This is a genomic window from Burkholderia seminalis DSM 23518, from assembly GCF_902832885.1.
Taxonomy (GTDB): Bacteria; Pseudomonadota; Gammaproteobacteria; order Burkholderiales; family Burkholderiaceae; genus Burkholderia; species Burkholderia seminalis.
Map to the genome: position 1 here is coordinate 535057 of NZ_CADFDK010000003.1, position 14335 is coordinate 549391.

At 67.6% G+C, this 14335-nt stretch carries 11 protein-coding genes; 8 read left to right on the forward strand and 3 right to left on the reverse strand.

Annotated elements, in window-relative coordinates:
- Positions 1 to 5: 5 nt before the first annotated feature.
- Positions 6 to 707: a FadR/GntR family transcriptional regulator gene (locus HWX00_RS12960; protein WP_069704844.1), complete on the forward strand. Its 702-nt coding sequence runs from the start codon at positions 6 to 8 to the stop codon at positions 705 to 707.
- 231 nt (positions 708 to 938) lie between these two features.
- Here HWX00_RS12960 and HWX00_RS12965 read toward each other — a convergent pair whose 3' ends face one another.
- Positions 939 to 2267 (reverse strand): MFS transporter, encoded by a 1329-nt coding sequence (locus tag HWX00_RS12965; protein WP_175027699.1) that lies wholly within the window; start codon positions 2265 to 2267, stop codon positions 939 to 941.
- A gap of 541 nt (positions 2268 to 2808) precedes the next feature.
- Here HWX00_RS12965 and HWX00_RS12970 point away from each other — a divergent pair.
- From HWX00_RS12970 to HWX00_RS12995, 6 genes are all read left to right on the forward strand, one after another.
- Positions 2809 to 3753 (forward strand): helix-turn-helix domain-containing protein, encoded by a 945-nt coding sequence (locus tag HWX00_RS12970; protein ID WP_034191818.1) that lies wholly within the window; start codon positions 2809 to 2811, stop codon positions 3751 to 3753.
- Between the two features lie 283 nt (positions 3754 to 4036).
- Complete coding sequence (locus tag HWX00_RS12975) at positions 4037 to 5476, forward strand: APC family permease (protein WP_175027698.1); 1440 nt, start codon at positions 4037 to 4039, stop codon at positions 5474 to 5476.
- A 260-nt stretch (positions 5477 to 5736) separates the two neighbouring features.
- Positions 5737 to 7182 (forward strand): aldehyde dehydrogenase family protein, encoded by a 1446-nt coding sequence (locus tag HWX00_RS12980; RefSeq protein ID WP_175027697.1) that lies wholly within the window; start codon positions 5737 to 5739, stop codon positions 7180 to 7182.
- Between the two features lie 62 nt (positions 7183 to 7244).
- Positions 7245 to 8609 carry an aspartate aminotransferase family protein gene (locus HWX00_RS12985; RefSeq protein WP_034191821.1) on the forward strand — a complete coding sequence of 455 codons (1365 nt, stop codon included), beginning with the start codon at positions 7245 to 7247 and terminating at the stop codon, positions 8607 to 8609.
- Positions 8610 to 8751: 142 nt separating this feature from the next.
- Positions 8752 to 9315 carry a cytochrome b gene (locus tag HWX00_RS12990; protein ID WP_175027696.1) on the forward strand — a complete coding sequence of 188 codons (564 nt, stop codon included), beginning with the start codon at positions 8752 to 8754 and terminating at the stop codon, positions 9313 to 9315.
- Between the two features lie 193 nt (positions 9316 to 9508).
- A complete protein-coding gene (locus HWX00_RS12995) occupies positions 9509 to 10657 on the forward strand; it encodes a porin (protein ID WP_124670011.1) in 1149 nt (382 codons plus the stop codon).
- A 57-nt stretch (positions 10658 to 10714) separates the two neighbouring features.
- Here the strand turns inward: HWX00_RS12995 and HWX00_RS13000 are convergent, their stop codons facing one another.
- The gene (locus tag HWX00_RS13000; protein ID WP_175027695.1) at positions 10715 to 11770 is read right to left on the reverse strand and encodes a porin; all 1056 of its coding nucleotides are present in this window, start codon (positions 11768 to 11770) and stop codon (positions 10715 to 10717) included.
- Positions 11771 to 12082: 312 nt separating this feature from the next.
- Between HWX00_RS13000 and HWX00_RS13005 the strand changes: the two genes are divergently transcribed.
- Complete coding sequence (locus HWX00_RS13005; protein ID WP_034191825.1) at positions 12083 to 12811, forward strand: IclR family transcriptional regulator; 729 nt, start codon at positions 12083 to 12085, stop codon at positions 12809 to 12811.
- Between the two features lie 42 nt (positions 12812 to 12853).
- Here the strand turns inward: HWX00_RS13005 and HWX00_RS13010 are convergent, their stop codons facing one another.
- The gene (locus tag HWX00_RS13010; protein ID WP_175027740.1) at positions 12854 to 14305 is read right to left on the reverse strand and encodes an NAD-dependent succinate-semialdehyde dehydrogenase; all 1452 of its coding nucleotides are present in this window, start codon (positions 14303 to 14305) and stop codon (positions 12854 to 12856) included.
- Positions 14306 to 14335: the final 30 nt, after the last annotated feature.

The window sequence follows — 14335 nt, forward strand, 5'->3', positions numbered from 1 at the left end:
ATCGGATGAAATCGACAGAACCCAAGCGGCTTTACCAATCGGTCGCGGCCCAGATCGTCGCGTTGATTCGCCAGGGCGAATTCGCGATCGGCGAGCGGCTGCCGCCGGAGCGCGAGCTGGCGCTGACGCTCGGCGTATCGCGCCCGTCGCTTCGCGAGGCGCTGATCGCGCTGGAAATCGGCGGGCAGATCGAGATCCGGATGGGCTCGGGCGTCTATGTCCGCGACACGGCGGCCGACGATGTCGGCACGATGGTCACGCTCGGCGACAGTCCGTCGGAATTGATGCAGGCCCGCGCGGCCATCGAAGGCAGCGTGGCCGCGCTGGCCGCCGCGCGGATGACGGCCGCGATGCTCGACCGCCTGCGCCGCACGCTTCAGCGCATGAAGCGGCTCGCGGAAGCCGGCAAATCGCCGGTCGAAGCCGATCGGCAGTTCCACATGCTGATCGCGGAAGCCGCCGGCAATTCGGTGCTCACCCGCTTCGTCGGCGAGCTGTTCGACAGCCGCCACGATCCGATCGCGACCGCGATGCGCGGCCACGCGGAAAATCCGCAGACGTGGACGGCTGCCGTGCGCGAGCACGAGGACGTGCTCCTCGCGCTACAGGCCGGCGATCCGATCGCGGCGCAGACGGCCATCCGCGCGCATCTTCGCGCGTCCGAAGCGCGGTGGATCGAGGGTGGCCTGAAAGCCGAGCCGGATTGACCGCTGCGGGCGTCGGCACATGCAGGCGAGCGCGTTGCCAAACGAGGCCGGCCCGATATCCGTCCCAATCTCCGTCCGGATCGCCGCTGAAAAAAATTCCGGCGCTTGCCGCGTGAATGCGGCAGCGCAATCGCGCGTCACGCCGACCGGGTCCGGCCGATTCGCGCGAGCCGCTGCCCGCGACGCCGAGGGCAGGCCGTTGGCGCCGCGACACGCGGGCCCGGCCACGCGCTATTCAACGCCCTGCAACGCCGCCCGTTCGCTCGCCGTGCGGCGCGGCGGCAATGAGCGCGGGACCAGGCTCGTCACCAGCACCGAGCCCACCACCAGCAGCCCCGCGACCACCGCGAGCCCGGCATACGGCGCGCCGGTCCGCGCAAACAGGGCGCCGACCAGCCACGAACCGAACGCGCCGCCGAGCGAACCCAGCATGCTGATGACCGCGATGCCCACCGCCGCCGCCCGCCCGGTCAGTTGCGCCGCCGGAATCGTCCAGAACACGATCGGCACGGTGAACGCGCACAGCTGCGCGATCGCCAGCAAGGTCACGGTGAGCCAGACATGGCCGACAGCGAAGCGCAGGAACAGCAGAGCGCACGCGGTGACGAGCATGCAGGCCACCGTATGCCACCGGCGCTCGCCGTACCGGTCGGAACTCCATGCGATCGCCACATTGCCAATCATCGTGAACACGGAAATCAATCCGGACAACCAACCGATTCCGGCGACACTCGTCACCCCGGCCGCCTTCAGCACCGTGGGCGACCAGAACGTCACCGTGCCCATCCCGACGTACACGCAGAAATAGATCGCCGCAAGCCCCAGCACGCGCGCGTGGCGGACAATGTCGAGAACGCCCACCCGGCCATGGCCGATCACGGCCGAGGCCCGCTCCGCGTCAAGATCGCGCAAGAGCGCCTGCCGGTCCGACGGCGACAACCATGCCGCCTGTTCCGGCCGGTCGCTCAGCATCAGCGGCGCAACCAGCCCGAGCGCGATGGCCGGCAACCCTTCGATCAGAAACAGCCACTGCCATCCGCGCAACCCCATCGCGTCCTGCATGTGCGCCATGATCCAGCCGGACAGCGGCCCGCCGATCATCCCCGCGACCGGAACGGCGAGCAGCAGCACGCTGTTGACACGGGCGCGCACCGTATCCGGAAACCAGTACGACAGGTACAGGATCAGGCCCGGAAAGAAGCCGGCCTCGGCGGCGCCGAGCAGAAAACGCACCACATACAGCGACGCGCTGCCGGTCACGAACATCTGCGCGACCGTGCAGAGGCCCCACAGCACCATGATTCGCATGAGCGTGCGGCTCGCGCCGATGCGCGCCAGCAGCAGATTGCTCGGCACCTCGAATGCGGCGTAACTGATGAAGAAGATGGCCGCCGCGGAGCCGAATACGGCTTCGCTCAAGCCGAGGTCCTGCAGGAACTGCAGCTTGGCGAATCCGATGTTGACGCGATCGACGAAGTTGACGACGTAGCAGAGGAACAGAAACGGAATCACGCGCAGCGCGATCCGACGATACAAGAAGGCAGGGGATGACTCGGACATGGACCGCTCCCGGTATGTGGAAATGCGTCGACCTTCGTTTGCATTGCGTGGGGGCCGCCAGCGATGGCGTCGACACACGTTGTGCGCGCACGAGCGGGCGAAGCCTTGCCGGATGATTATACAAATCCCGCTATTCGGTATTTATCGGTAGTTAACACGAGAGAGGCCGCTGGACGCTACGTACGCGATGCCGCCGCGACCCGAACCCGTCAGTTTCGTAATAAATATCGAAAAAACTCGATCACCAGGCCCTCTTTCCCGCGTGCAAGGTATCGCGCGACACCCTATGTAAACCCCATCATAAAAATAAATACAATCCCTTATAATGAGATTTACAAAAAATAGATCCCCGAGGGTTGAGATCGCCTCCCCCCGTGTTTTTTTCTGGATATGATCGTCGGGGAAACTGGCCGCGTCGTACGGCACCTTCGGAAGCCATCCAGGCGAACCGCGCGCATGGCGCGAGCCCGCTGCCCGCGCCTGGCAGCATGAGCCGGCTTCGGCCGGCGTCGAATTTGAGACGGAATGCATTAGCCACGCCATGAACCTGCACGCTGAAACACTGTGCTTCTCGGACGTGTTCCTCCATTCGCAGGCGATCGTAAACTGGTCGCAGCACTACGATCAGATCAGTCCGGGCACGGCCACGACCACGTTGCGCCAGGTCGCCGGCCAGCGCTTTCACGTCTTTCGCGAACGCATCAACCAGCGCGTGATGCAGCACGGACTCGCGCCGCGCGGCCGGCTCTGCTTCGCACTGCCGATCGCCAGTGCGGTTGCGCCGGTGGTCCAGGGCCGTACCGTCGAGCGCCCGAGCCTGCTGACGCTGCGCGGCGGCGAGGAATTCGTCGCGCACCTTCCGAGCGACACCGAAGTGCTCGCCTTCACGATCGATCGCACCCTCACCGCCGATCGCGAGGTCGACGAACTCGCGCACCTGCCGGCGCGCATCCTGCAGCAGCCGGTACTCCCCATCGCGCCCGCGCGTTACCGCGATGCACTGGACGGCCTCGAGCAGGTACTCTGCCAGGCGCTCGACCGCGATTCGCTCACGGCGCGCGATGCGTTCGACGAACGCGTGCTCGCGCACAGCGTCGTCGGTATCCTGCTCGACCTTGTGCAGACCGACGCGTCGGGCGCCGGCGCGCTGCCGTCGGCGTCGACGCAGAGCTACATCGTGCGCCGCAGCCAGGAGATCGCGCTCGACAGCGACGACGTGCCGACCGTCATCGATCTCTGCCACCACCTGCGCATCAGCCGCCGCACGCTGCAATACAGCTTCCAGAACGTCGTCGGCACGACGCCGACGGCCTACCTCCGCTCGATCCGGCTGAACGCGGTGCGGCGCTTCCTGATGACGACGCCCGAGACGATACGCATCGGCGACGCGGCGGCGCAATTCGGCTTCTGCCACTTCGGGCGCTTCTCCGCGTACTACCAGCAACATTTCCACGAGTTGCCGTCGCATACGCCGCGCCTGAGCTGAGTCCGTGCGCAAGCGCCGTGACGCCGCATCCGGGTAATCCCCTGCCGCCCGACGCATGCGGATTGCCGATAGCGGACAACGCCCGGTTTTTCGGCACCGTAAATTGCGTCGTCGGCCTGCTCCGCGGTGCGTTGCACCGGGCGGCCGGCCAAGCGCACACCGGTGTCGCCGGCGAACATCAGCCTCCATGGCCGGTTCGTCAGGATCGGCCCGCGGCACCGGGATATTGATCAGACATGCCGGTGTCGATTCCTGATGGACGATCCGGTCAGCGGGACTACTCATGAACGAATCGTCATCCCGGTCCGACGCGGGGCTCAGCAGGAACGCGGTCGGACTCTCACACATCGTCTTCTTCGTCGTCGCCGCGGCCGCGCCGCTCACCGCGATGGTCGGCGCGACGCCCGCGGCATTCTCGCTCGGCAACGGCCCCGGCGTGCCCGGCGTATTCGTGCTGGCCGGCATCATGTACCTGATCTTCAGCATCGGTTATGCCGCGATGAGCCGGCATATCTCCAATGCGGGCGCGTTCTACGCGTATATCGCGAACGGGCTCGGACGTCCGGCCGGCGTGGGTGGCGCGTTCGTCGCGATCGTCGCGTACAACGCGGTGCAGATCGCGATCTACTGCATGTTCGGCTTCTTCCTGAACGACAGCATCCAGCGCCACTACGGCGTCGACGTGCCGTGGTGGGCGTTCGCGCTCGCCTGCGTCGTCGCCGTCCATGTCTGCGGCGCGCGGCGCATCGAGTTCAGCGGCCGGCTGCTCGGCATGCTGATGATCGGCGAGATCGCGATCGTGATGCTGCTCGATCTCGCGATCGTCGCGCACGGCGCGAGCACCGGCGGCTTCAGCGCGAAACCGTTCAGCCCGTCGACGGTGTTCGCGCCAGGGCTGGGCACCGCGCTCGTGTTCGTCCTCGGCTCGTACATGGGTTTCGAGGCAACGGCGATCTTCTCCGAGGAGGCACGCGACCCGAAGCGCACGATTCCGCGCGCGACCTACGTTGCCGTGCTTCTGATCATGGCGTTCTACGCGCTGTCGTCGTGGGCGATCGTCGAGGCATGGGGGGAGAGCCGGATCGCCGCGCAGGCGGCCCACGACCCGGCCAATCTCTGGTTTGCCGTCAGCGGCCGGCTGCTCGGCGGCATCGCGACGGACGCGATGAACGTCCTGCTCGTCACGAGCCTGTTCGCGGCCATCCTGTCGTTCCACAACACGATCACGCGCTATTTCTACGCGATGGGCCGTGAACGTGTGCTGTGGCGCAAGCTCGGCCATACGTGCCCCGTGCATCGCTGCCCCGACGTCGCCGGCAAAGTGCAGACGCTGATCGCGCTCGCGGCCATCGCCGGATCGGCCGCCTTTCGCCTCGACCCGTTCGCGGTCGTGTTCTCGTGGATGAGCGCGCTGGCCACGATCGGCATCATCGCGGTGCAGATCCTCGTGGCGGCCTCGGTGATCGCGTTCTTCGCGCGCGATCGCCGGGATGCCAGCGTCGTGCACCGCCTGATCGCGCCGCTCGTCAGCATGATCGCGCTCGGTGCCTGCCTCGTGCTGGTCGTACGCAACCTGTCCGTGCTGAGCGGATCGGATTCCACCTTTGTCGCGATGTTTCCGTATTTCCTGGTCGCCGTCGGCGCGCTCGGCATCCGCGCCGCATTGCGATTGAAGCGCAGCGATCCCGACCTGTACCGCGAACTCGGGCGCGCCGTCCAGTAGCCGCCCCCGGACGGTGCCGCACGGCACCGCCGTCGCACGACGCCCCGTCGACGCTGTCCCGGTGCCGGCGACCCGCGCCCGCTGCGTCGCGCCGGCGCGGGTATTCCCTGTCCCGATCGCCTCGCAACGATTGCCGATAGCGGACAAGGCCCGCGATTTCATCGACATACAGTGAAAGCGACGTTGAAGCCGCACCGTGGCCGCTGCCCTCGCCGCCACCGGTTCGGCCCGACGATTCGCCCCTGGGAAACACGGACACCATGATGAAAATTCAGAATCTGATCGGCGGCCGGCATTGCGATGCCTCCGCCGGCCGCACCTTCGAAAAACTTGCGCCGGCAACCGGCGACTACGTAGCCGCGGTGCCCGCGTCGAGCGCCGAAGACGTCGATCGCGCCGCGCGTGCCGCGCACGATGCCCTGCACGACGACGCGTGGGCCCGCGCGGGCGGGCCGGCCAGAGCCCGCTGGCTGCTGCGGCTGGCGGACCTGGTCGAACGCGACGGCGATGCGCTGACGCAGCTGCTCGCCGTCGAACAAGGACGGCCGCTCGCCGAGATGCGCATGATGGACCTTCCGATGTGCATCGACACGCTGCGCTACTTCGCCGGCTGGGCCGACAAGCTCGAGGGCCGCACGATTCCGACCGACGGCTTCATGGGCCGCCCGACGCTCAGCTACACGCGGCGTGCGCCGGTGGGCGTGGCCGGCCAGATCATCCCGTGGAACGCGCCGCTGATGATCGCCGTGTGGAAACTCGCGCCGGCGCTGGCGGCCGGCTGCACGGTGGTCGTCAAGCCGTCGGAGGATGCGCCGCTGGCCGTGGCCCGGCTCGGCGAACTCGCATGCGAAGCCGGCCTCCCTGCCGGGGTCGTCAATATCGTCCACGGCGTGGGCGCGGAAGTCGGCGCCGCACTGGTCGCGCACCCGCTCGTCAACAAGATCAGCTTCACGGGCAGCACCGAAGTGGGCCGCGCGATCGCAGGCGCCGCGGCGAAGACCTTCAAGCGCGTCACGCTCGAACTGGGCGGAAAAGCCGCGCAGATCGTCTTCGCGGACGCCGATCTCGACCGTGCGATCCCGTCGCTGATGGCCGGCATGTTCGCGAACCAGGGCCAGACGTGCGCCGCCGGCTCGCGCGTGCTCGCGCATCGCTCGATCGCGCCCGCACTCGAAGCGCGGCTCGCCGATGCGGCCCGCGCGATCCGCGTCGGTCCGCCGTCGGAGCCCGGCGTGCAGATGGGCGCCCTCATCAACCCGCGTCACCTCGCACGCGTCCGCGCACTGGTCGACGGCGCGCTCGCCGAAGGCGCCGTGCTGCTGGCCGGCGACGAACAGGTGCCGCCGCGCGGCTGCTTCATGCGCCCGACGGTGCTCGGCGGCGTCCATCCGGGCATGCGGATCGCCCGTGACGAAGTGTTCGGCCCGGTCGGCATGGTCATGCCGTTCGACACCGAGGACGACGCCATCCGCATTGCCAACGACACGCCGTTCGGCCTGTCCGCTTCCGTGTGGACGCAGGACGTCGGCACCGCGCACCGCGTCGCCGAGCGGCTCGACGTCGGCGCCGTCGCGATCAATGCGTGGAGCCCGATCGACGCGCGCCTGCCGTGGGGCGGCACCAAGCAAAGCGGGATCGGGCGCGACCTGTCCAAGGCCGCGCTCGATTCGTACCTCGAGGACAAGATCGTCACCGCAGCCCTGTGATCCCGCGGCGCACACCGCGCCGCCTCCTGTTCAAGCACTTCGTAAGAGAGACGAGAGACACCATGGACTATCAAACGCGTCAAAAACGATTCTGGCATCCGATGAGCTCGGCGGCCGCCGGGCATACGACCCCCACCGTCGTCATCGCGCGCGGCGACGGCAACTATGTGTACGACGTCGAAGGCCACCGCATGCTCGACGGCGTCGGCGGCCTGTGGAACGTCAACGTCGGCCACAACCGGCCGGAAGTGAAAAGCGCGATCGCCCGGCAGATGGACGAACTGTCGTACTACCAGACCTTCGACGGCGTCGCCCACCCACGCGTCTACGACCTGGCCGACCGCCTGTGCGCGATGTTCGCGCAGGAAGACATGCAGCGCGTGATGTTCGGCAGCGGCGGATCCGACGCGATCGAGACCGCGCTCAAGATGGCGCGCCAGTACTGGATCGCCGCGGGCGAGCCGTCGCGCACGAAATTCCTGTCGCTGCGCAACGGCTATCACGGCGTGCACATGGGCGGCACGTCGATCGGCGGCAACGGCGTCTACCATTACAATCACGGCCCGCTGCTGCCCGGCTGCGTGCTGCTCGATACGCCCTGGCTCTATCGCAACCCGTGGAACTGCGACGATCCGCAGCAGCTCGTCGAGCATTGCATCGGACAGCTCGAGGAAACGATCGCGTTCCACGGTCCGCAGACCATCGCCGCGTTCGTCGCGGAACCGGTCCAGGGCGCGGGCGGCCTGATCGTCCCGCCGGCCGATTACTGGGCGCGCGTGCGCGACGTATGCGACCGCAACGGCATCCTGCTGATCGCCGACGAGGTGGTGACGGGCTTCGGCCGCACCGGCAGCATGCTCGGCAGTCGCGGCTGGGGCGTCGCCGCCGACATCCTGTGCGTCGCCAAGGGAATTTCGGCCGGCTACGTGCCGCTCGGCGCGACGCTGTACAACGGGCGCATCGCGCAGGCGATCGAACACGGCGCGGGCTTCTCGCATGTGGTCATGCACGGCTACACGTACAGCGGGCATCCGCTCGCGTGCGCCGCGTCGCTCGCGGTGCTCGACATCGTCGAAGCCGAGGATCTGCCGGGCAATGCCGCACGGGTCGGCCAGCGCCTGCTCGAGCAGCTTCAGCCGCTGAAAGCCGACTTCGAGACCGTCGGCGACGTGCGCGGCAAGGGGCTGATGCTGGCGCTCGATCTGGTGACCGACAAGGCCAGCCGCACGCCGCTCGACCCGGGCCAGGGGTTTGCGGCGCGCGTGGCCGATGCCGCGCGCAAGCGCGGGGTCCTGGTCCGCGCGATCGCGAACAAGGTCGTGATGTCGCCGCCGCTGACGCTGCTGCCGGACGAAGCCGACTTCATCGCGGTCACGCTGCGCGAGGCGCTGCAGGCGTGCTGCGCGGATTCGCGGTCGATCGCCTGACGCCGCCGGCCTTCGTGCACGGGCCCGGCATCCCGGGTTCGTGCGCATGGCCATGCCCCCGCGCGCCGATGGGCACCCTCGCGGGACGTCGATGCCCGGCGCCCCGCCCGCCGTTATTTCGTTTTCGAGGATCACACGCCAAATGGAAAACCAGGCCGTTGCATTCACGGTGGAGAAATACCCGCTCGCCCTTCGGCTGCTGCACTGGGCCCGGGCGATCCTGATCGGTGCGCAGCTGTGGACCGGCTGGACCATGGTCCGGCTCGACGACAACCTGCCGGCCAAATTCGACTGGTACTACCCGACCCACAAGGAATTCGGCGTGCTCACGCTGCTGGTGGTCGTCACGCAACTGGCGATCCGCTCGATGAAGCCGTTGCCGCCGCTGCCTGCGACCCTGCCGAGGCTCGACCGCAAGCTCGCCAGGATCGGCCACATCCTGCTGTACACGCTGGCGATCGTCGTGCCGCTGATGGGTTATTCGATGTCCAGTACCTATACGCAGAGCGACGGCGTGCCGTTCTTCCTGTTCCGCGTGCCTGAGCTGCTGCCGAAAAACGACCACTGGTTCGAGGCGTTCCAGTGGCTGCACCGGACGCTGGCCTACACGTTGCTCGCGCTCATCGTCCTGCACGTTCTCGGCGCGCTGAAACACCGGTTCTTCGACCGCAATCCGGAAAACGACGTGCTGCGGCGGATGCTGTAACGCCGCCGCCGTCCGGGCGCGCGGCCCGGTCGGGATTCGCCTTCGGGCCGCCTGGTGACGGCGGCCCGGTTTCCTGCATTTTCCTTGCTTCGTTTTACTAACTACTACCTGACCGGTTCGGGCGTCCGATGCCCTTGCACGCCCTCGAAACCGGTACCGCGCCGGCAATCCGGCGCTCACCTGGAGATCGACGATGAAGAAGATGATTGCGGCCGTATCGGCCGCCGGCGCGATGGGATTCGGCCTGACGGCCCATGCGCAGAGCAGCGTGACGCTGTACGGGCTGATCGACGAAGGCGTCAATTTCACGAGCAACGCGGGCGGCAGCAAGGCCTACCAGATGGTCAGCGGCGACACCGTCGGCAGCAACTGGGGGTTGAAAGGCACCGAAGACCTCGGCGGCGGCCTGAGAGCGCTGTTCCAGCTCGAAAACGGCTTCAACGCAAGTACGGGTGCGCTCGGCGTGACGTCCCGGATGTTCGGCAGGCAGGCTTATGTCGGACTCGATTCCGACCGGTTCGGCACGCTCACGCTCGGCCGCCAGTACGACCCCACGCTCGACATGTGGAGCCCGTTCACGGCCACCGGAAACTGGCTCGGCGACTTCGGTGCGCACCCGTACGACAACGACAACGCCGACTGGGACTACCGCATCCAGAACAGCGTCAAGTACGTGTCGCCCGCGTATGCCGGCTTCAAGGGCGAAGTGCTCTACGGCCTCTCGAACCAGGCGGGCGGCTTCGCGCGAAACCGCGTCTACAGCGCGGCCGTGCAGTACCAGATGGGCGCGTTCTCCGCCGCCGTCGCCTACCTGAAGGCGAACAACGGCGGCGCGACCGCGGGCGGCGCGCTGTCGAGCGACGACACGGTATTCAGCGGCCGCTCGCAGCAGAACATCGATGCCGGCGCGTCATACAAGTTCAGCGACACGTTCACGCTCTCCGCCGCGTATTCACACGTTGACGTGACCCACCCCGAGTCGAATCTCTACTTCGCGAACCCGCCCGCGGCAGGCACGCAGAACGCCTGGAAATTCGACAACTTCGAGGTCAACGGCCAGTATTTCTTCCGGCCGGACCTCTGGCTCGGTGCCGCCTATACGTTCACGCACGCGCATGTCGCCACGACGGCCGGCGACGCATCGCCGAGCTGGCACCAGTTGTCGATGATGCTCGACTACGACCTCAGCAAGCGGACCTCGACCTACATCCAGGGTGCGTACCAGCATGCGACCGGCAACACCGGTACCGACTTCGACTATGCGCACGTGCTCGGCACGGCCGGGCAGTCGTCGGGCCGCAACCAGCTGGCGCTGCGGATCGGGATGATGCACCGGTTCTGAGCGCGGCGACCCGCGGGCCGGGCTGCCGCACGCGGCAACCCGGGCTTTCCCGTGCGGTCAGAACTGATGCCGCACCCCGACGCGCACCGCCGTCTGCGACGCGCCTGCCGCCGCTGCGCCGAGCGCGGCCTCGACCTGGGCGCCGTAAGCACTGTCGTGCCCGCGCGCGAACACAGCGTACAGCGCGGTGCGCTTCGACAGCGAATAGTCGGCGCTCAGCGTGATCTGGTTGGCCGAGCCGATGTCCCCGCCGCGCTGCTGGTACTGGAAACCGCCGCCGAGCTGCAACGAGGGCGTGACCGCATAGGTCAACCCGGCGTCGTAGGTGGTGGCGCGCAGCGGCGCGGCGGCGCTGATCCGGACGTCCGACACCATGCCGAAGACGCGGAACGCCCCGACGTTGTAGCCGGCCCCGCCCGAGAAATTGCGTAGATTGCCGCCGGCCGTCACGTCGTGCTGGCCGAAATAGGCGAGCGCGGCGCTGAATGCACCTTGCGTGTAGGACAGCATCGCGCTTTGCACGCTGCCGCGCGCGACCGTGCCGGGCACGTTGCCGAACCCCCACATGCCGCCGAACGCGACACCGCCGAACGTCGGACTCACGTACTTCACCGCGTTGTTCACCTGCACACCCCACACGCGGTTGTCGAGCGCGCCGCCCGCCGACGCGTTCGCCGGCAAGCCCCACGCGAGCAGCCCGGCCGGCGTGTTCGCGCCGATCGCGAACGACGGCATGAGATCGCCGACGAAATCGAACTGGCGCCCGAGCGTCACGGTGCCCCAGTCGCCGCCGAGCCCGACGTAGGCTTGCGAACTGAACGCGGAGCCCGGCACGGTCAGCGTGCCGTCCGATGTCTGGAACTGGCTTTCGAGCCGGAATACCGCGAAGTTGCCGCCGCCGAGGTCTTCCCTGCCCGTCAGGCCCCACACGTCGTTGCGCGACACGCCCGCCTGGAGCGCGAGCTGGCGGCCGCCGCGCGGCGCGGATGCGACGTCGCTCGTATAGGTGATGCCGGTGTCCAGCGAACCGTAGAGCGTCACGCTCGACTGCGCGAACACCAGCGAAACGGCACCGCAGCCGCACAGCGCCATCATCTTCAACCACGTTCCCATCTTCTTCTCCTCATCGAGTTTTCGCGCGTCGCGTCCGCGAGCCGGACCGCACGCAGGCCGTACCGGGTTGCGTCATCTTCATCGTCAACATAGGATTCCATATCGATTCGACGCGGCGCGATCTCGGGACCGTCAGTGGCATGTGTCACGCGCATTCCTTGATGCGTGTCCCGTTGCCGCCGCCACGACTTAAGTTAGACTACGGCCCTGCCGTCGCCGATGTGTCGCGTCACCCGCGACCGCGGCGCGGCGCGAGCCGTTTCCGATCCTCCCGTTCCATTGCCGCAAGCCGCCTGATTTCCGGATCACGTCATGTCGAGCCTCACCAAAATGCTGTCCATCCTCGACGTCTTCTCTTCGTCCGCGACGTCGATGACCGCCGAGGAAATCGCCGAACACCTGGGTTTTTCACGCACCACGTGTTATCGCTACGTGAAGGAACTGGCTTCCGTCGGCCTGCTCGTCGGCACCAACGGCCGCTATACGCTGGGCCCGCGCATCATCCATCTCGACTACAACATGCGGCAGTCGGACCCGACGCTCACCGCCGCGAAGCCCGTCATCCAGAAACTGGTCCAGGTCACCGGCGGCGATGCGCTCGTGTCGACGCTGTTCGACGAACAGATCATCAACGTCATGCACGAAACCGGCGCCGAGAACCTGCAGCTCGGTTTCGGCCGCGGCCGCATCATGCCGCTGTTCCAGGGCGCGTCGTCGAAAGTGATCGTGGCCGCGATGTCGCGCGCGCGCCTGAAACGGCTGCACGAACGGCACAATGCCGCGTTCGGCGAGTTCGCGGCCGACTGGACGCAGTTCTGGCGGCACTGCCAGCAGATCGTCGAGACCGGCTACTGGATCTCGCGCGGCGAACTCGACGCCGGTTTCGTCGGCATCGCCGCCCCGATCCGCACCGCCAGCAGCGGCGAGATCAACAGCAGCCTGTCGCTGGTCTTCCGCGCCGAGCACTTCGCGCTGTTCGACGAGCACGTGCTCGGCAAGCTGCTGATCGACGCCACCGCGCAGATCGGCGAAGCTACCTGAAGGCTGGCGCGACGCCGCGCGCGGGCGCCGGCATGCGCACCGTCAGTTCAGTTGCGTGATGAATTTGGTGACCAGATAACCGTCGAAGGTCTCCGTGCCTCCCTCGCTGCCGAAGCCGCTGTCCTTCACGCCGCCGAACGGGATCTCCGCCGGCCCCATGCCGAAGTGATTGATGTTGACCATGCCGGCCTCGAGCGCGCGGCCGATGCGGTGCGCGTTGCGTGCCGATGTCGTGAATGCGTACGACGCCAGGCCGAACGGCAAACGATTGGCCTCGGCGAGCGCATCGTCGAGTGCATCGAACGGCACGATCCCGACGATCGGGCCGAACGGCTCGTCGTTCATCAGGCGCGCCTCGCGCGGCGGCGCCACGACGACCGTCGGCGCGAAGTAATGGCCGGGCCCCGGCAAACGCGTGCCGCCCGCGACGATCGCCGCGCCGTTCGCCTTCGCGTCGGCGACGAACGCGTCGATCTCCGACACGCGCCGCGCATGCGCGAGCGGCCCCATCGTGACGCCCTCCTCCAGTCCGTAGCCGACGCGGATCTTGCCGACCGCTTCCAGATACGCGGCAACGAAGCGGTCGAACACCGCGCGTTGCACGAAGAACCGCGTCGGCGACACGCACACCTGCCCGGCATTGCGAAACTTGTACGCGGCCAGCATCGTCGCGGCGCGCTCGATCTCGGCATCCGCGCAGACGATCACCGGTGCGTGTCCGCCCAGCTCCATCGTCATGCGCTTCATGTGCGACGCGGCGAGCGCCGCCAGCCGCTTGCCGACCGGCACCGAACCGGTGAACGAGATCTTGCGCACCTGCGGCGCCTCGATCAGCTGCGTCGATACGTCGCCCGGCACACCCCACACGATGTTCAGGCAGCCCGGCGGCAACCCCGCATCGTGGAAGAGGTGCGCCAGCGCGACGATCGCGCTCGGCGATTCCTCGGGCCCTTTCAGCACCAGCGTGCACCCCGACGCAAGCGCGGCCGCGATCTTGTGCATCGCCTGGCTGAACGGGAAATTCCACGGCGAAAACGCCGCGCACACGCCGATCGGCTCCCGCAGCACCGTCTGCATCACGTCCGGCGAACGCGCGGGCACGACGCGGCCGTAGGTGCGACGCCCCTCCTCCGCGTGCCATTCGAGCTGTTCCGCGGACGACACGACCTCCGCGACCGCCTCGCGAAGCGGCTTGCCCTGGTCCATCGTGATGTGGCGGCCGATCGACTCGGCGCGCTCGCGCACGAGCGAAGCGGCGCGGCGCAGGATGTCCGAGCGCACGAGCGGCGACTCGCGGCGCCATGCCGCGAACGCGCGATGCGCGGCATGCACGGCGGCGTCGATATCGGCCCGCGTCGCATGCGGCAGGTCGCCGAGCACGCGGCCGTTGCCCGGATCGACGACGGGCTGCGTGCGCCGGCCGTCGGCCGGCAGGAACCGTCCATCGACATACAGACGAAGCGGCGGATAATCGGCGCACGCATCAGGCACCATGCGCGAAGTCAGCGGCGTAAACGGAATCAA

Coding starts and splice junctions, on each gene's coding strand:
- HWX00_RS12960 (WP_069704844.1), top strand. CDS start 6: ATGAAATCGACAGAACCCAAGCGGCTTTACCAATCGGTCGCGGCCCAG.
- HWX00_RS12965 (WP_175027699.1), bottom strand. CDS start 2,267: ATGTCCGAGTCATCCCCTGCCTTCTTGTATCGTCGGATCGCGCTGCGC.
- HWX00_RS12970 (WP_034191818.1), top strand. CDS start 2,809: ATGAACCTGCACGCTGAAACACTGTGCTTCTCGGACGTGTTCCTCCAT.
- HWX00_RS12975 (WP_175027698.1), top strand. CDS start 4,037: ATGAACGAATCGTCATCCCGGTCCGACGCGGGGCTCAGCAGGAACGCG.
- HWX00_RS12980 (WP_175027697.1), top strand. CDS start 5,737: ATGATGAAAATTCAGAATCTGATCGGCGGCCGGCATTGCGATGCCTCC.
- HWX00_RS12985 (WP_034191821.1), top strand. CDS start 7,245: ATGGACTATCAAACGCGTCAAAAACGATTCTGGCATCCGATGAGCTCG.
- HWX00_RS12990 (WP_175027696.1), top strand. CDS start 8,752: ATGGAAAACCAGGCCGTTGCATTCACGGTGGAGAAATACCCGCTCGCC.
- HWX00_RS12995 (WP_124670011.1), top strand. CDS start 9,509: ATGAAGAAGATGATTGCGGCCGTATCGGCCGCCGGCGCGATGGGATTC.
- HWX00_RS13000 (WP_175027695.1), bottom strand. CDS start 11,770: ATGGGAACGTGGTTGAAGATGATGGCGCTGTGCGGCTGCGGTGCCGTT.
- HWX00_RS13005 (WP_034191825.1), top strand. CDS start 12,083: ATGTCGAGCCTCACCAAAATGCTGTCCATCCTCGACGTCTTCTCTTCG.
- HWX00_RS13010 (WP_175027740.1), bottom strand. CDS start 14,305: ATGGTGCCTGATGCGTGCGCCGATTATCCGCCGCTTCGTCTGTATGTC.